At 67.1% G+C, this 17,380-nt stretch carries 15 protein-coding genes and 2 tRNA genes; 7 read left to right on the forward strand and 10 right to left on the reverse strand.

What is annotated here, in order from left to right:
* Window positions 1-3 precede the first annotated feature (3 nt).
* From rpmG to EDD41_RS05570, 3 genes are all read right to left on the reverse strand, one after another.
* Window positions 4-174 carry a 50S ribosomal protein L33 gene (rpmG, locus tag EDD41_RS05560; protein WP_123575223.1) on the reverse strand — a complete coding sequence of 57 codons (171 nt, stop codon included), beginning with the start codon at window positions 172-174 and terminating at the stop codon, window positions 4-6.
* 57 nt (window positions 175-231) lie between these two features.
* A tRNA-Met gene (locus EDD41_RS05565) sits at window positions 232-306 on the reverse strand.
* Window positions 307-371: 65 nt separating this feature from the next.
* Window positions 372-444, reverse strand: a tRNA-Thr gene (locus EDD41_RS05570).
* A 248-nt stretch (window positions 445-692) separates the two neighbouring features.
* Between EDD41_RS05570 and EDD41_RS05575 the strand changes: the two genes are divergently transcribed.
* Window positions 693-3,356: a GNAT family N-acetyltransferase gene (locus EDD41_RS05575; RefSeq protein ID WP_123575224.1), complete on the forward strand. Its 2,664-nt coding sequence runs from the start codon at window positions 693-695 to the stop codon at window positions 3,354-3,356.
* On the forward strand, window positions 3,353-4,522 hold the full coding sequence (locus EDD41_RS05580; protein WP_123575225.1) for an acetoin utilization protein AcuC: 1,170 nt from the start codon (window positions 3,353-3,355) through the stop codon (window positions 4,520-4,522). The genes EDD41_RS05575 and EDD41_RS05580 overlap by 4 nt, the downstream gene beginning before the upstream one ends.
* Here EDD41_RS05580 and EDD41_RS05585 read toward each other — a convergent pair.
* A complete protein-coding gene (locus EDD41_RS05585) occupies window positions 4,519-5,298 on the reverse strand; it encodes an SDR family NAD(P)-dependent oxidoreductase (protein WP_123575226.1) in 780 nt (259 codons plus the stop codon). The two genes, EDD41_RS05580 and EDD41_RS05585, sit on opposite strands and share 4 nt — an antisense overlap.
* 28 nt (window positions 5,299-5,326) lie before the next feature.
* Window positions 5,327-6,523 (reverse strand): acyl-CoA dehydrogenase family protein, encoded by a 1,197-nt coding sequence (locus EDD41_RS05590; RefSeq protein ID WP_123575227.1) that lies wholly within the window; start codon window positions 6,521-6,523, stop codon window positions 5,327-5,329.
* 169 nt (window positions 6,524-6,692) lie between these two features.
* On the opposite strand from EDD41_RS05590, the gene EDD41_RS05595 reads away from it, so the two are divergent.
* From EDD41_RS05595 to EDD41_RS05610, 4 genes are all read left to right on the forward strand, one after another.
* Window positions 6,693-7,283 (forward strand): TetR/AcrR family transcriptional regulator, encoded by a 591-nt coding sequence (locus EDD41_RS05595; protein ID WP_123575228.1) that lies wholly within the window; start codon window positions 6,693-6,695, stop codon window positions 7,281-7,283.
* A gap of 129 nt (window positions 7,284-7,412) precedes the next feature.
* Window positions 7,413-9,152, forward strand: coding sequence for an AMP-binding protein (locus tag EDD41_RS05600; protein WP_123575229.1), 1,740 nt, complete (start codon window positions 7,413-7,415; stop codon window positions 9,150-9,152).
* A gap of 85 nt (window positions 9,153-9,237) precedes the next feature.
* On the forward strand, window positions 9,238-9,741 hold the full coding sequence (locus EDD41_RS05605; protein WP_123575230.1) for a MarR family winged helix-turn-helix transcriptional regulator: 504 nt from the start codon (window positions 9,238-9,240) through the stop codon (window positions 9,739-9,741).
* Between the two features lie 82 nt (window positions 9,742-9,823).
* Window positions 9,824-10,711 (forward strand): fructose bisphosphate aldolase, encoded by an 888-nt coding sequence (locus tag EDD41_RS05610; protein ID WP_123575231.1) that lies wholly within the window; start codon window positions 9,824-9,826, stop codon window positions 10,709-10,711.
* A gap of 54 nt (window positions 10,712-10,765) precedes the next feature.
* Here the strand turns inward: EDD41_RS05610 and EDD41_RS05615 are convergent, their stop codons facing one another.
* The 5 genes from EDD41_RS05615 to EDD41_RS05635 all read right to left on the reverse strand — a co-directional run bounded on the left by EDD41_RS05615 (window position 10,766) and on the right by EDD41_RS05635 (window position 16,432).
* Window positions 10,766-11,542: an enoyl-CoA hydratase gene (locus EDD41_RS05615; RefSeq protein WP_123575232.1), complete on the reverse strand. Its 777-nt coding sequence runs from the start codon at window positions 11,540-11,542 to the stop codon at window positions 10,766-10,768.
* The gene (gene mmsB / locus EDD41_RS05620; RefSeq protein WP_123575233.1) at window positions 11,543-12,448 is read right to left on the reverse strand and encodes a 3-hydroxyisobutyrate dehydrogenase; all 906 of its coding nucleotides are present in this window, start codon (window positions 12,446-12,448) and stop codon (window positions 11,543-11,545) included.
* A gap of 26 nt (window positions 12,449-12,474) precedes the next feature.
* Window positions 12,475-13,530, reverse strand: coding sequence for an enoyl-CoA hydratase/isomerase family protein (locus EDD41_RS05625; protein WP_123575234.1), 1,056 nt, complete (start codon window positions 13,528-13,530; stop codon window positions 12,475-12,477).
* Window positions 13,527-15,032, reverse strand: coding sequence for a CoA-acylating methylmalonate-semialdehyde dehydrogenase (locus EDD41_RS05630; RefSeq protein ID WP_123575235.1), 1,506 nt, complete (start codon window positions 15,030-15,032; stop codon window positions 13,527-13,529). Before EDD41_RS05630 ends, EDD41_RS05625 begins: the two co-directional genes overlap by 4 nt.
* Before the next feature lie 176 nt (window positions 15,033-15,208).
* On the reverse strand, window positions 15,209-16,432 hold the full coding sequence (locus EDD41_RS05635; RefSeq protein WP_123575236.1) for an acetyl-CoA C-acyltransferase: 1,224 nt from the start codon (window positions 16,430-16,432) through the stop codon (window positions 15,209-15,211).
* Between the two features lie 158 nt (window positions 16,433-16,590).
* Here EDD41_RS05635 and deoD point away from each other — a divergent pair, with 158 nt between their 5' ends.
* Window positions 16,591-17,313, forward strand: coding sequence for a purine-nucleoside phosphorylase (gene deoD / locus EDD41_RS05640; RefSeq protein ID WP_094764138.1), 723 nt, complete (start codon window positions 16,591-16,593; stop codon window positions 17,311-17,313).
* Window positions 17,314-17,380: the final 67 nt, after the last annotated feature.

Here is a 17,380-nt window from a genome sequence, read left to right on the forward strand (position 1 = left end):
TGTTCAGCGAGTCTCGCGGTGAGCTGTGTGGCTGCTGCACTTGGGGCAGAACTTCTTCAGCTCGAGACGATCGGGCGAGTTGCGACGGTTCTTCTTGGTGATGTAGTTGCGCTCCTTGCACTCGGTGCAGGCAAGCGTGATCTTGGGACGAATGTCCCCGCCCTTCTTGGCCATGGTCTTTCCTTCGTGTGCTTGGAGCGTCCCTGTCGGTCAACAGGTCGGTGGTCTGTTTGGTAGCGGAGGCGGGAATCGAACCCGCGACACAGCGATTATGAGCCGCTTGCTCTACCCCTGAGCTACCCCGCCAAGTTGCCCTCGAACCTTCGGTTTCCCGATCACCGCTGGGTCAACGGTAGTTCTCGAACAATCAGAGCCCCCAAGCAGATTCGAACTGCTGACCTTCTCCTTACCATGGAGACGCTCTACCTACTGAGCTATAGGGGCTTGCCGACAACCAAATTTACAGGAACATTCGATTCCACACAAATCCGATTTCCGACGTGCCATCCGCTCCAGTCGGGCTGGCGCGGGCGACCCGGAAGACTCTAGAGGACACTCCGACGGGAACACAAATCGACCATGAGCCGTCGGGAGGGGGCCACGAGCCCGCCGAGAGGGCATCGAATGGTGCCCCGCACCACAGGATGGTCCGGGCTCTGGTCTGGGCTGCCGGACTCCCCTAGCGTGTGCACATGAACAGGCCCACCAGCTCACCTGGTGGTCCCGCCCAGTGGGAGGCCGATGTCGTCCTCGCCGACGGTGGGATCGCCCAGCTGCGACCGATCACCGCCGACGACCGCGCGAACATGATCGCCTTCTACTCGCGGGTCTCCGACCAGTCCAAGTACCTGCGCTTCTTCGCCACCCACCCAACACTGTCCGACCAGGAGCTGGACGAGTACACCAATCCGGACAACCACGACCGGGTGGCCCTCCTGCTTGCCGTCGACGGGGACGTGGTCGCCTTCGCTCACTACGAGATTCTCCCGGACCTGCTGCCGGACCGGGTGGCCAATGTCGCCTTCCTCGTGCAGGACGACCAGCAGGGCCGAGGCGTCGGCAACATCCTGCTCGAACACCTCGCCGAGGTGGGCCGCGAGTGTGGCGTCGAGCGCTTCACTGCGGAGATGCTCACCCAGAACCGTCGCATGGTGCAGGTCTTCACCCGGGCCGGGTACAGCGTTCGGCCGGAACTGGCCGACGGGTGCATCCTGGTCGACTTCCCCCTGGCCGCCACCCCGAAATCGCGCCAGGTGATGGAACAGCGCGAGCACAAGGCCGAGAGCAATGCCATCCGCGGGTTGCTCACCCCACGTCGGGTGGCGGTGGTGGGTGAGGTCTCCCAGACGGGTCCGATCCTCGCGTCGATTGCCGCGGCTGGCCTGCGTGGAGAGCTCCTGGCCGTCACCAGCACGGACACGTCGGCCGGGAGCCACGGCCTGCGACGGATCACCGGCGACGTGGACCTCGTGGTGGTGAGATCAGGAACCGATGACCTGGAGAGTCTCATCGTGGAGGCCTCGCGGAAGAATGCCCGCGGCATCCTCGTGCTTGCCGGGACGAGCCCCTCACCACTCGGGCAGGACGAGGCACGCCAGCTCGTCTCCTGGGCACGCACCCACGGGCTCAGGGCCCTGGGGCCCACAGCGCTCGGCATGATCAACACGGACCCGGACGTGCGCCTCAATGCGTCCCCGGCCCGCACCCCACGCCGCGGCGTCGTGGGGCTCTTCGCCCAGTCTGCAGGCGTCGCCACCATCGTGCTGGCACGCGCCCAGGATCTGGGGATCGGCCTGTCCTCCTTCATCGCCACCGGCGCCTTCGCCGACGTCACGGGCAACGACGTGATGCAGTACTGGACCGACGACGAGGCCACCCGGGTCTGCCTGCTGTCACTGGACTCTGTGGGCAACCCCCGCAAGTTCTTCCGCGTCCTGCGGCGGCTTGCACTGACCAAGCCAGTGGTCATCTTCACTCCGTCGCGGGCGCTGAACTCTGCACGGCACGACGAGCTGGATCTGCCCTCCGCCCCCGCCACCGCCCTGGACCAGGTGATCGCGCAGAGCGGGGCCATCGTGGTGGATCGCCGAGACATCATGTACGACATCGCACAGCTGATCGCCCGCCAACCGATGCCAGGCGGCCGCAGGGTCCGGGTGATCTCCAACTCTGCAGGCCTGACCCACCAGATGGCCCAGGCCGCCCTGCGCTTTGGTCTGGAACCAGGAGACGGGGTCGTGGTCCATGCCGAGCCCGCTGCCGAGGAGCTGGTGTCAGCCGCCGCGGCAGCCGTCGACTCCGGCGAGGTGGATGCCGTGGTCTGCGCGGTGGTCGAGGTGGTCGACCCTCTGCTCGAACAGGTGCATGCGGGGCTCGCGGAGATCGCCGCTCGCACCCGTACGGTGCCCGTCGTGGGCGTCTTCGTCAGCTTCCGCGGTGCACCTGCCGCTGGGCAGGAAGAGGACGACGGGATGGGCAGGCTGCCCACCTTCACCCACTACGCGGATGCACTGCAGGCCCTGTCCCTCGTGGCGGCCAACAGGGAGGACCGGGAGCGCCGGGCCCCCGACCCGGAGGCAGAACCGCTGCCGGTCGGCAGGGCCGAGGTGGCTCGCGAGATCATCGACCAGGTGCTCGCCGACAGCCCCGAGGGCCGCTGGGCCACCGACGACGAGTGTGCTTGCATCCTCGAGGCCTACGGCATCACGCTGGTCCCGTGGCGGGCCACCAACAGTCTGGACGAGGCCGTCGCGGCCGGCTCCGACCTCGGGTGGGACGTGGTGCTCAAGGCCACGGCCCGGCTGGTGCGGGGGCGCTCTGAACTGGCCACCAGCTTCTTCCACCTGGCCGACGCCGATGAGATGCGTCGCGCGTGGGAGTCGCTGGGGCGCACCGCCCGCGACCTCGGCCTCACGCAGGGGAATGACCCCACCCCGCTCGTCCCCGTGGTGCAGACCACAATGCAGCCGGGTACTCCACTGACGGTACGCGGCATCGAGGACGCGGTGCTGGGCCCGATGATCTGCGTCGGGGTGGCCGGCCCACCCTCCGACCTGCTCGGTGACCTGGCCTGGGGTGTGCCCCCGCTGGACCGGGGGGCGGCCCGGGCGATGCTCGACCAGCTGCAGGCAGCACCGCTGTTGCACGGCTACCGCGGTTCCCGACCCGTGGACATGACGGGGATCCAGGACATCCTGGTCCGGTTGGCACGGCTCAAGGACGACCAGGCGGCCGTCGCCGAGGTGGAACTGTCCCCCGCCCTTGCCTCTCCGCAAGGAACCGCCATCGTCGGTGGAAGGATCCGGATCGTGCCGATGCCCGCGGAGCGAGATCCACTCGCACGGAGGGCGACATGAGCACGCCACTGGCCCACCCGACGGCTCGCCCGGTGCTGGTCCACTCCGAGGAACTGACCCGCTACAGCTTCGGACCTGACCACCCCATGGGTCCCGGCAGGGTTCGCCTGGCCATGGAACTTGCCCAGCACGTCGGCGTCCTCGAGGCCTACGACGTCATCGAGCCCCGCCCTGCCATTGACGAGCTGTTGCGCATGGTGCATTCCCCGGCATACCTGGCCGCTTTGGCGGATGGTCGCGAGCATCCCGAGTACGGCATCGGCGGCGAGGACAATCCTGTCGTGACCGGTCTTCCCGCAGTCGCCTCGCGAATCGCCGCAGCCTCGGCGACGGCGGCAGAGATGGTCTGGACCGGGCGGGCGCGCCGAGCCGTCAACATTTCGGGCGGACTCCACCATGCCATGCCGTCCGCCGCCAATGGCTTCTGCCTGTACAACGACGCGGCCATCGCCATCGCCTGGCTGCTGGACCATGGCGCCAGCCGGGTGGCCTATGTGGACCTCGACGCACACCATGGCGACGGCGTGGAGCTGGCCTTCTGGAATGAGCCGAGGGTGCTGACCATCTCCGTTCACGAGACGGGTCTGAACCTGTTCCCCGGAACGGGCTATGCACACGAGATCGGCGGCCCCGACGCACTGGGCACCGCGGTCAATGTGCCCCTGCCCCCGCATGCCTGCGACCTGCAGTGGCTTCGCGCCGCCAAGGCGGTGATCCCGCCCCTGCTGGGAGCCTTCCGCCCGGAGATCCTGGTCAGCCAGCACGGAACCGACCCCCATGCGAGCGATCCCCTGACCCACCTCGACATCTCGATGGACGCAATGGCCGTGGCCCAGCGCCAGATGGGTGCCTGGGCGGACCGGCACTGTCAGGGGCGCTGGGTGGCCGTCGGAGGTGGGGGCTACCGCCGCGACGCCGCCGCGCGCGGCTGGACCCACCTCCTCGCCGAGGTCGCCGGGACAGGTCTGGACGCGTCCACGCCAACGCCCCAGGACTGGTCCGAGCGGCTCGGCGAGGAGGGTTCACCCACGATGGGAGACCCCCATGCAACGATCGGGGACCATGCGTTGGCAGGCGACCAGGTCTATCCGGACGAGCCGGACCCAGCACTGGTGGCCACCAGCCGAGCGGTCTTCCCGTGGTGGGGCCTTCAGCCCTATCACTAACGCGGCGGCATCCTCAGAGCCCCGTCAAGGCGGATCGTCTCGCCATTGATGTAGTCGTTCTCGACGATCGCGCCGACCAGCCGTGCATACTCCTCGGGACGGGCAAACCTGCCCGGGAAGGGGACGCGTGCCTCGAGCTCGGTCCGGAAGTCCTCGTTGATCGATTCCATCATGGGAGTCCAGACGACGCCGGGCGCGATGCTGTTCACCCGGATGCCCAGGCTCGACAGGTCACGGGCGGCGGCGATCGTCAACGAGTGGACCCCACCCTTCGAGGCAGCGTAGGCCACCTGCCCGACCTGCCCCTCGAAGGCCGCCACGGAGGCGGTGTTGACCACCACACCTCGCTGACCGTCATCGTCCAGGGGCTCGTTGGCCGCCATCGCCGCGACGGCATGGGTCAGTACGTGGAAGGTCCCGACGAGGTTCACCTGGATCGTGGTGGCGAAGAGCTGCGCATCATGGGTCCCCTTGCGCCCTACGATCCGCGCCGAGGGGCAGATGCCGGCACAGTTGACCGCCACCCTCAGCGGAGCGCCCTGCGCCGCACCGGCCACCGCGTCCGCGACGGCAGCGTCGTCCGTGACGTCCACCGCCACGTAGTTGATGTCCTCCCGGGTGGCGCCAGCGGCCCGGGCCTTCTCGAGCCCGGCGGCAAGGTCGAAGGCCGTGACCACCAGCCCCCGGTCTGCCAGATGAGCCGCCGTGGCGGCGCCCAGGCCGGATGCGCCACCCGTGACGATGGCGCCAGCTCCCGTGATTGTCTGCAGATCCATCCCAGTTCCCTCTCGTCGGTCGTACCGGTCAGCAGAAGGCCGAGACGCCGGTGATGGCGCGTCCGACGATCAGCGAGTTGATCTCGTAGGTGCCCTCATAGGTGTAGAGGATCTCCACGTCGTTGAAGAGCTTGGACATCTCGTGCTCGGTGATGATGCCGTTGCCACCCAACAGACCCCGCCCTGCGGCGGCAGATTCGCGGGCCAGTCGGGTGGTGGTGGCCTTCGCGAGCGCGGCGTGGGGCATCTCGAAATCGCCCGATTCCTGCAGGTGGGCTATCTGGCCCATCATCGCCAGACAACAGGCGGCATTGCCCGCGATGCGGCCGAGCTGCTCCTGCACCAGCTGGAAACGGGCCAGCTTCTTGCCGAACTGCTCCCGGGTGAGGACGTACTCCCGAGCCCTGTCCAGAATGGCCAGCTGCACGCCGGCACCCTGCCAACCAACCCACGCCCGCGAATTCCTCAGCATCTCGTTCGTCGCGGCGAAGGAGTCACAGCCGGGAATCAGGTTCTCGTGGGGTACCAGGACATCGTCCAGGACGATGTCCGCGTTCTGCATGATGCGAAGACCCATCTTGTTCTCGATCTTCTTCGCACGGAACCCATCCCGGTCGCTCTCCACGATGAACCCCTTGACCGTGGCATCAGCGGTGTCACGGGCGAAGACGATGGCAAAGTCACAGAAGGTCCCACCGCCGATCCACCGCTTCTCCCCCGTGATGACCCAGCCCTCGTCGGTCCTCGTGGCGCTCGTGGCGAGCCCACCAGCGATGTCCGAGCCGTGCTCCGGCTCCGTGAGCGCAAAGCAGCCCACCTTCTCGAAGCGGCGAAGGCCCGGCAGCCATGTCTCCTTCTGCTCCTGGGAGCCCAACTGGTTGAGCAGGTCAAGCACGAGTTCGTTGTGGATGCCCACCAGGGCGGACAGCGACACGTCAGCCCGGGTGACCTCCGCATAGGCCAGCCCCTTGAACAGACGGCTGGCGCCGGAGAACTCCAGCTCACCCAGACCGTGTTCCGCCAGCCGAGGCAGCAGATGGAATGGGAACTCCTCACGGTCCCAGTACTCGACCACCTCGGGACGAATCTCGGTCTGGAGGAAGTCATGCAGCACCTCCAGACGCTCCCGCTCTGCGGGCTCCAGACGGTTCGCGAGCATGAGCAGGTCTGCTTCGGGGAAGCCGACGCCGGACAGGTGTGCGGCGGAGCTGGCAACGGGTGACATGGTCTTTCCTCTCGTCAGCCGGGGAGCGCCGATGCACCCCGAGGAATTGCGTGCGCCGGGGCACACCGCAAATGCAGTACGATTACAGATCCAACCGTACTGTCCATTGCGACAGACCGGAAGTACCCAAAGTGATATTCCTCACATCAATTCCTGGACAGGAGCTGCGATGACCGACGACGCCAACGACACGCCACAACCCCTGGCGACACCCCGCCAGCGCGAGATCTTCGAGGCCCTGCTGGAGGACTTCCTGGCGCATGGTTTCGCCCACTTCACCATGGACGGAGCTGCCCACAGGCTGCACTGCTCCAAGTCCACGCTCTACTCCCTCGGCCACACCGGCGACGACGTGATCCGGCGTGTCCTGGTGAGCTTCTTCCGTGAAGTCACCCGCCGCACCGACCACGCCCTAACCAGCCAGCGTTCGCCAAGTGCCGCACTGCAGGCATATTTCGAGGCGATGGCCACCGCCATGGAACCCGCCACCCCCGTATTCATGCGGGACGTCATCTCCACACCGGTCGGTCGTCGCACCCATGAGACCAACACGCGTGCAGCAACGCAGAAGATCACCGCCCTGATGGAGGCCGGCATCATGGCTGGCGAGTTCCGCCCCCTCGACGTCACCGTGACCGCGCACCTGGTCGAGGTGATGCTCGAGCACATCCAGCAGGGTGGAGTGACCTCGACCACCCCGAGCGATGCCTACACCGAGCTCGGCCGACTGGTCCTCGGTGGGATCACCGTCGGACGCTGACGAGCCCGACCCCGCGGGCGTGAGATTTTTGGCACAGGGCTTCACAATTGCTTTGATGCTCAAGTACGGTCTTGTGACATAGCTCACAGTGGCAGCGCCGCCACGCCTCTCCGACCGGACAGGAGCATCATGACCACCACGAACAACGCCACCGAGACCTTCAGGGCCGCACGTGACCAGCTCGTCGGCTTCCAGCACGACTACGCAGGCGCACGCGCAAACTTCGAATGGCCCCGCTTCGAAGAATTCAACTTCGCCCTCGACTGGTTCGACCACTTGGCCACCGCCCCGGAGTCCAGGGATCGCAACGCCCTTGTCATCGTCGACCAGGATGGCCCGGAGACGCGCAGGACCTTCGCCGAGATGGCCGAACGCAGCAACCAGGTGGCCAATTGGCTGCGCTCGCTGGGCGTGAAGCGCCAGGACCGCGTGATGGTCATGCTGAACAACCAGGTGGAGCTGTGGGAGAGCATGCTGGCCTGCATCAAGCTCGGCGCCGTCATCGCCCCTACGACGGTCATGCTGGGCGCCGCGGACCTCGATGACCGCACCGAGCGCGCCGAGGTGAGCTGGGTGATTGCCAACACCGACGACGCCACCAAGTTCGGCGACGTCCCGCGGGAGCTCACCGTCATCCAGGTGGGAGAGGGCCCGGTTGCACAGGAGACCCATCCCACCCACTTCTGGGCGGACTCCTTCGAGGCTCCCACCACATTCACCCCGGACGCCCCCACCAGGGCGGACGAGACACTGCTGCTCTACTTCACTTCTGGCACATCCTCGAAGGCGAAGCTCGTGGAGCACACCCACACCAGCTATCCGGTCGGACACCTCACCACGATGTACTGGATCGGCCTCGAACCCGGTGACGTGCATCTCAACGTCGCCGCCCCCGGCTGGGCAAAGCACGCCTGGAGCAATTTCTTCGCGCCGTGGATCGCCGGTGCGACCGTCTTCCTCTACAACTACGGCCGTTTCGATGCCAAGGCGCTGATGCACCAGATGGGCAAGGAAGGCGTCACGAGCTTCTGCGCCCCGCCCACCGTGTGGCGCATGCTCATCCAGGCCGATCTCTCGCAGATGACCCACCCGCCGAAGAAGCTCGTCGCGGCCGGCGAACCGCTCAACCCGGAGGTGATCAGCCAGGTGGAGACGGCGTGGGGGACGCAGATCCGTGATGGCTTCGGGCAGACCGAGAGCTCCGTCCAGGTGGGCAACTCCCCCGGTCAGCCCGTCAAGGCCGGATCGATGGGCCGTCCGTTGCCCGGCATGGACGTCGTGCTGATCGACCCAGCCACCGACGAGATCGGTGACGTCGGCGAGATGTGTCTCGCACTGGACCCCCGTCCAGTGGGATTGACCCCCGGCTACTACGGGGACCCGGAGCGCAATGCCGATGCCTTCCGAGACGGCTACTACCACACCGGTGACATCGCCGAACGAGATGCCGATGGCTACCTGACCTATGTGGGACGCAGCGATGACGTCTTCAAGGCCAGCGACTACCGCCTGTCACCCTTCGAACTGGAGAGTGCCGTCATCGAGCACCCCGCCGTGGCAGAGGTCGCCGTGGTGCCCTCCCCTGACCCGATTCGTCTTGCCGTGCCGAAGGCCTATGTGGTGCTCGCCGGTGGCTGGGATCCCTCGGCCGAGACCGCAGAGTCGATCCTGAAGCACTGCCGCGAGACGCTCGCCCCCTACAAGCGCATCCGTCGCCTAGAATTCCACGACCTGCCCAAGACCGTGTCTGGCAAGATTCGACGCGTCGACCTGCGCAAACGAGAGAATGAGATCCACGCCGCCGACGGGGGTGCCAGCAACGCCAGCACCGAGTTCGCGGACACGGACTTCCCCTCCTTGCGCGGCTGACGCCTGCCCGCGAGCACCACGATGCCGCGCCCGGCCCCACGAAGTGATCCGGAGGCCGGGCGCGGCCCATTCACAGGAGGAGAGCATGCCCCAGGCGCGCAAGAACAGTGACCCGATTGCCGAGGCCGGCCGCCAGTGGGCCGCGCACGGCTGGGCCGAGGCCGCCACCGGGATGACCGCCGTCGTCTCCGTCGTGCGCGTCCACCAGCTGCTGATGGCGCGCATCGAGACGGCCCTCAAACCCTTCGGGATCACCTTCTCCCGCTTCGAGCTGCTCGCGCTGCTCACCTTCAGTCGCTCCCGGGCGCTGCCGATGAACAAGGTCTCCGCGCGGCTCCAGGTGCACCCGGCGTCGGTCACCAACACCGTCGACCGACTGGTGGCCGACGGCCTGGTGGAGCGTCGCCCCAATCCGGACGATGGCCGCGGAACCCTGGTGTCCGTCACGGACCAGGGCATCACGCTGGTGCACGAGGCCGCCAAGGCCCTCAACGAGGTCTTCACCGATCTGGGTCTGGACACGCCCCAGCAGGAGCAATTGCTGGACCTGTGCAGTGCCTATCGCCGCAGTGCGGGTGACCTGAACTGAAGCCTGTCCGGGCCAAGTGTCACAAAAGTCTCAGCTCCTTTCGCCGCCCGCTGGCTTAACGTGGTGGAAAGGAGGCAGGACAATGAACACCAAGCAGGCACAACGCATGTCCACCGGCCAGGGCTTCGTCGCGGCTCTCGACCAGAGCGGTGGTTCGACCCCCAAGGCCCTCAGGCTCTACGGCGTCGACGAGGACAAGTACTCCAGCGAACAGGAGATGTTCGACCTCGTCCACGAGATGCGCACCCGGATCATGACCTCCCCGTCCTTCACGGGGGACAAGATCCTGGCGGCGATCTTGTTCGAGAAGACGATGGACCGGCAGGTCGACGGCATGGACACCGCCAGTTACCTGTGGGAGAAGAAAGGCATCGTGCCCATCCTCAAGGTGGACAAGGGCCTGGCGGAGCAGGCCGACGGCGTGAAGCTGATGAAACCGATGCCGGACCTTGACACCCTGCTGGACAGGGCCGTCGCCAAGGGCATCTTCGGCACCAAGATGCGTTCCCTCATCGCCGAGGCTGACCCCGTCGGCATCGCGGCCATCGTGGACCAGCAGTTCCAGATGGGGGCGCTGATCGGCCACAAGGGGCTGGTCCCCATCATCGAACCGGAAGTGGACATCAACGCCGCCGACAAGGCGGAGGCGGAGCAGATCCTGCACGCCGAGCTGGTGCGTCACCTGGACTCGTTGCCCGACGAGTGCCCCGTGATGCTCAAGCTGACCATCCCCGACGTGGACGACCTGTACGCCGATGTCATCGCACACCCGAACGTGATGCGGGTGGTTGCCCTGTCCGGTGGCTATTCCCGGGAGGAGGCCAACGAGCGGCTGGCGAGGAACCACGGCCTGATCGCGTCCTTCTCCCGGGCGCTGACCGAGGGACTGTCGGCGCAGCAGAGCGATGAGGAGTTCGACCAGATGCTGGCCGGCTCGATCGACTCGATCTACCGGGCATCCATCACCTGATCGTCCCGACATGACGATGCCCGAGCCCTCCCCGGGCCCGGGCATCGTGCTGTTTCAGCGGTGCTGGAAGTTCGGCTCGCGCTTCTCGACGAAGGCGGCCATCCCTTCCTTCTGGTCCTCGGAGGCGAAGGCCGAGTGGAAGACCCGACGCTCGTACAACACGCCCTGCTGCAGGTTGGTCTCGTAGGCCGCGTTCACCACCTCCTTGACCATGGTGGCCGCCACCTTGGACTTGGAGGCGATCAGCTCGGCGGTGCTGATCGCCTCGTCCAGCAGCTCGGCGGCGGGCACGATCCGGGCCACCAGGCCCGAGCGCTCGGCCTCCTCGGCGTCGATCATCCGGCCGGTGAGGCACATCTCCATCGCCTTGGCCTTGCCGACCGCGCGGGTCAGGCGCTGCGAGCCGCCCATGCCGGGGATGATGCCCAGGTTGATCTCGGGCTGGCCGAACTTGGCCTTGTCACCGGCCAGGATGAAGTCGCACATCATCGCCAGCTCACAGCCACCACCGAGGGCGTAGCCGTTCACCGCGGCAATCACCGGGGTGCGACGGCTGGTGAACTGGTCCCAGCCGGCAAACCAGTCAAGCGTGTACATCTGGGTCGCCGACTTCTCCGACATCTCCTTGATGTCGGCGCCGGCAGCGAAGGCCTTCTCGGAGCCGGTCAGCACGAAGCAGCCGATCTCCGGGTTGGCGTCCAGCTCGGCGGTGGCTGCCACCACCTCACGCATGGTCAGGTCGTTCAGGGCATTCAGCGCCTTGGGCCGGTTGAGGGTGATGATGGCGACCCGTCCGCGGGTCTCCACCAGGATGTTCTCGTAGCTGCTCATTCACGCGTCCTTCGATGTATTGGCACGGATCTCGTTGATGATGGCCGAGAAGTCCTTGGTCGACCCGTCGCCCTCGTTGAAGTGACGGTAGACCTCGACGGCCAGCGAACCCATCTTGGCATCCGTCCCCGTCAGCTCGATCGCGGAGGCGGCCAGGCCCAGGTCCTTGGTCATCAGCGCGGTCATGAAACCGGGGGCGTAGTCCCGGTTGGCGGGACTGGTCGACACCGGACCGGGCACCGGGCAGTTGGTGTTCAGTGCCCAACAGGAGGCGGTGGCATTGGAAGCGACGTCGAAGAAGGCCTGGTGATCCACGCCCAGCGACTCGGCCAGCACGAAGGCCTCGCTGACGGCGATCATGTTGACCGCCAGCACCATGTTGTTGCACAGCTTCACCGCCTGGCCGGCCCCGGAACCGCCGCAGAGCACGATCTTCTTGCCCATCGCCTCCAGCACGGGGCGGGCCGACTCCAGATCCTGCGGCTCGGCGCCCACCATGAAGGTCAGGGTGCCGGCCTCGGCGCCGGTGGTGCCACCGGACATCGGCGACTCGATGGCGCGGTGACCCGCCGCCAGGGCCATCTCGCGGGCCTGGCGGGCATCCACCACGTCGACGGTGGAGCAGTCGATGAACAGGGTGTCCGCCGGGGCATTGCCCAGCAGACCCTCCGGGCCGTCGTAGGCGGCCTTCAGGATCTTGCCATTGGGCAGGCTGGTGACCACGAACTGCGCGCCTCGGACGGCCTCGGCCTGGGACTCACAAGGGCTCACCCCCGCGGCGGCGGCACGCTCGCGCGCCTCGGGCACCGGGTCGTAGCCGCGGACGGTGAAGCCGGCCTTGGCGAGGTTGGCGGCCATGTGGGCACCCATGTTGCCCAGGCCGATGAAGGCGACGGTGGAAGTCATGTCCTCATCCTTTTCGTGTCAGGTGGTCAGGCTCGGGCGGCCAGGTTGGGTTCGATGATCCGATCGTCGGCGATGGGAGCGAAGACAGCCTCCACTGTCGCCTCGTCCACCTCGGCGAGGGTGGCTGGCTGCCACTGCGGATTGCGGTCCTTGTCGACCAGTTGGGCACGGATGCCCTCGACGAAGTCATGGCCGCGCTGCATTTTCACCGAGACCCGGAATTCCGTGTCGAGGGCCTCGGCCAGGCTCTGACCCCGCGCCCGGCGCAGTGACTCGAGGGTCACCTTGAGCGCCAATGGGCTGTTGCGGCGAATGCGCTTCGCGGCATCTCGGGCCCAGTCGGCGTCCACCTCGTCCAGTCCCGACAGGATCTCCTCGACGCTCTGGCGGTCATAGACCTGCTCGACGAGGTCGTGCTGTGCGGTGAATCCGGCCGGGGCTGGCCGGGCGTGGACACCCACCGCCGCATCAGCGTCGCCGCTCTCGCAGAGTTCGTCCACCAGGGCCTCGAGCTGCTCGGCAGGGACGTACACGTCGGCCAGGCCGCACTCGATGGCCTCACCCGCTCCCACATGCGCGCCGGTGAGCGCCAGATGGGTTCCCAGGTGGCCGGGCACGTGCGTCAGCAGGTGCGACCCGCCGACGTCGGGGACGAAGCCAATGCCGGTCTCGGGCATGCCCACCCGGGTGTCGTCGGTGACGATCCGGTGCGAACCGTGGGCGGATACGCCGATGCCGCCGCCGAGCACGATGCCGTTCATGATGGCGACATAGGGCTTGGGGTACTGCGAGATGGTGAGGTTCAGGGCGTACTCGTCGGCCCAGAACTTCGCTCCGTCGGTGCCATGGGCCAACGCGTCGTGGTAGAGACTCACCACGTCGCCGCCGGCGCACAAGCCACGCTCGCCCGCCCCACGGAGCAGGACGACGGCAACCCGGCCATCCCCCCGCCATTGCTCGAGCACCTCGACCATGGCGTCGACCATGGTCTGGTTGAGCGCATTCATGGCCTTGGGACGGTTGAGGGTGATGATGCCGGCCCGGCCGCGGATCTCGGTGAGAACCTCGTCGGTACCGGTCACGACTGGTCACCCCGCGGCATCACGAATGCCGAGCCGTCCTTGGCGCCGGCTGCCCAGCGCGATGTGACGGTCTTGGTCTTGGTGTAGAAGCGGAAGGCGTCGGGGCCGTGCTGGTTCAGGTCACCGAAGCCGGAGGCCTTCCAGCCACCGAAGGTGTAGAAGCCGATAGGCACGGGGATCGGGACGTTGATGCCCACCATGCCGGTGTCGACGCGGGTGGCGAAGTCACGGGCGGCGTCTCCGTTGCGGGTCATGATCGAGGTGCCGTTGCCGTATTCGTGGTCGCTGACCAGGGCGAGGGCTTCCTCGTAGTCCTTGGCGCGTACGATGCACAGCACCGGGCCGAAGATCTCGTCGGTGTAGACCGACATGTCCTTGGTGACCTTGTCGAACAGGGTGGGGCCGATGAAGTAGCCCTTCTCGTGGCCCTCGAGGGTGAAGCCACGGCCGTCGACGACCAGCTCGGCCCCGGCGGCCTCGCCCTGGCCGATGTAGTCGACGACGCGGTCCAGTGCGGACTGGGCCACCAGCGGTCCGTAGTCGGCCTTGGGATCCTCGGACGAGCCGACGGTGAGCTTCTCCGCACGCTCCTTCATCTTCTGCACCAGGGCGTCGGCGGTCTCGTCCCCCACCGGGACGGCCACCGAGATGGCCATGCAGCGCTCACCGGCCGAACCGTAGGCGGCGCCCACCAAGGCGTCGGCCACCTGGTCGAGGTCTGCGTCGGGCATGATCACCATGTGGTTCTTGGCACCGCCGAAGCACTGGGCGCGCTTGCCAAGCTCTGCGGCGCGGGTGTAGATGCTCTGGGCGATCGGGGTGGAGCCGACGAAGCCGTAGGCCTTGACGCGCGGGTCCTCGAGCAGCGCGTCGACGGATTCCTTGTCGCCGTTGACGACCTGGAAGATGCCGGCCGGCAGCCCGGCCTCGATCCACAGCTCGGCCAGCCGCATCGGGACGCCGGGATCGCGCTCGGAGGGCTTGAGGATGAAGGCGTTCCCGGCGGCCAGCGCAGGGCCGCACTTCCACAGCGGGATCATCGCGGGGAAGTTGAAGGGCGTGATACCGGCCACCACGCCGAGCGGCTGGCGCATGGAGTAGGTGTCGATGCCCCTGCCGACGGTGTCGGAGTACTCACCCTTGAGCAGGTGCGGGGCGGCCATCGCGAACTCCACGACGTCCAGGCCACGCTCGATGTCCCCCATCGAGTCGGCGATCACCTTGCCGTGCTCACTGGAGAGCAGGGCGGCCAGCTCGTCGAGGTTCTCTCGCACCAGTTCGACAAAGCGGCCCAGGATGCGGGCTCGCTTCTGGGGGCTGGTGGCCGCCCAGGCGGGCTGGGCGGCGGCGGCCACGTCGACCGCCCGGGTCACCTCGTCGCGCGTGGCCAGGGCCACGCGGCCCTGCACCTCTCCCTTCGAGGGGTTGTAGATGTCCGCGAACCGGCCGGACGCGCCCTGCACGATCTCGCCGCCGATGTGGTGGTGCACTTCACGAGTCATTGTTGGCTCCTCCGCCGATTGTCTTCGTTGACCGCGTTGGTGTGGCATTAATCACACCCTAGATAGTTGGACATCCAAATACAAGCGTCCGGTTCCAGTCCGTGGAATCCAGGCCTCCGGCAGCCCTACGCTTCCAACAGCCCTACGCTTCCAACAGCCCTACGCTTCCAACAGCCCTACGCTTCCAACAGCAAGGCTTCACCCTGGCCTCCTCCCCCACACAGGCCGATCGCACCCCGCCGGGCCCGCCCATTGGCGATCTGGTGGGCCAGGTGGACGGCCAGCCGGCCACCCGACGCGCCGATCGGGTGCCCGATGGAGATGCCGCCACCACATTTGTTGACCTTCTCCAGGCCGACGCCCAGCTCCCGGGCGGAGTGGATGACGACGGCGGCGAAGGCCTCGTTGATCTCGACCAGGTCCAGGTCGTCGACGACCCACCCCTGGCGCTCCAGCGCCTGGGCGATGGCCCGGGCCGGCTGCGCCTGCAGGGAGGCATCGGGCCCGGCCACCTGGCCGCAGGCACGCACGGTGGCCATCACCGGCCACCACTCGCGCTCGGCACGCTCCCGCGTAGTGAGGACCACGGCGGCGGCGCCATCGCAGATGGCCGAGGCATTGGCTGCCGTGATGCCGCCGTCGGGCGTGAAGGCCGGCCGCAGCCTGGCCAAGTCCTCGACCCTCGATTCGGGGCGCAGACCCTCGTCCCGCTCGACCACGACGTCACCCTTGCGGCCCCTGACGACCACCGGGACCACCTCGCGGGCAAGGATTCCCTGCTCCCACGCCTGATGCGCACGACGATGGCTGTCCACGGCGAACTCGTCCTGCTCCCGACGAGTGACCGGGTAGCGGCCCGCATACTGCTCACTGAGTTCACCCATCGGGATGCCGAGGTCCGCGGCCGTGAGGCCATCGAAGGCCATGTGGTCCACCACACCACTGGCGCCATAGGACTTGCCCGCACGCAGGTCCGGGAGGAGATGAGGCGCGCGCGACATGGATTCCATGCCACCGGCCACCACCACCTCGGCCTCCCCACAGCGAAGCAACCTGGCGGCGTCGATGATGGCGGTCAGCCCGGACAGGCAGACCTTGTTCACGGTCACGGTGTGGGCACCGGCAGGGACACCTGCCCCCAGAGCCGCCTGCTTGGCGGGATTCTGGCCGGCTCCGGCCTGGAGCACCTGGCCGAGCACGACGGACTCAACCACGCCCGGATCGATGCCGCCGGCATCGAGGGCCCCCTTGATCGCCATCGCCCCCAGGTCCGTCGCGGAAATGCTCGACATCTGCCCCAGCAGGCGCCCCGACGGCGTCCTCCTGGCGCCGACCACCACCACGTCATCCGGCCGATCCTCGGCGCGGGCTGTGCGGGCCGCAGTGCTCGATCCAGACATGGGAACCTCTTCTCCTCATTGAGTACGGTTTTTCCTTGTATCGTACAGTCGATGTGTGACATAAGCCACAGATTGATGTGGCTGGGCACAGGCAGGGAGGGCAAACTAGGCTTGCGCTGCGGCCCCTCGCCGCCCACCAAGGACAGAACGGATTCACCATGGCCACACCCCACATCACCGCCGAACCGGGCGACATTGCCGAACTCGTGCTCATGCCCGGAGATCCCAAGCGTGCCCAGCGCATCGCCGAGACCTTCCTCGAGGACGCCCGACTGGTCAGCGATGTGCGCGGCATCGGCTGCTGGACCGGCACCTACCAGGGAACCCCGATGAGCGTGATGGCCTCCGGGATGGGTATCGCGTCGTTGAGCATCTACGCCACCGAGCTCTTCCGCTTCTACGGCGTCAAGCGGATCTGCCGCGTGGGCACCTGTGGCGGCATCTCGTCGTCGGTCAAGGTCCGCGATGTCATCATCGGCAATGCCGCCCACACCAATTCCAATGTCTCCACCCTCTACACCCCCGGCGTCACGATGAGCCTCGCCGCCAGCTTCGACATGTTGCGCGGCGCCGTGGACGAGGCCCGCTCCATGGATCTTGGGGGGGAAGCGAGGGTGCACGTCGGAGCTGTCTACTCGTCGGACTTCTTCTACCTGGGCCGCGCCGACGTGACGGAGGGCCTCGACCACGTCGGGACGCTCGGTGTGGAGATGGAGGCCGCGGGCCTCTACGCCTGTGCGGCTCTGGAGGGGGCCGAGGCACTGGCAGTGCTGACGGTCAGCGATCACCTCAAGGATGGATCCGGAGACATGTCGGCCGAGGAGCGCGAGACCACCTTCGGCACTGCCTTGCGGATCGCCGCAGCCGGCCTTCTCGCCTGAGGCAAGCACCCCAGCACACGGACAGCCCCGGCTCCCACTGAGAGGGAGCCGGGGCTGTCGGGTTTTG

This window comes from Luteococcus japonicus (assembly GCF_003752415.1).
Classification (GTDB): Bacteria; Actinomycetota; Actinomycetes; order Propionibacteriales; family Propionibacteriaceae; genus Luteococcus; species Luteococcus japonicus.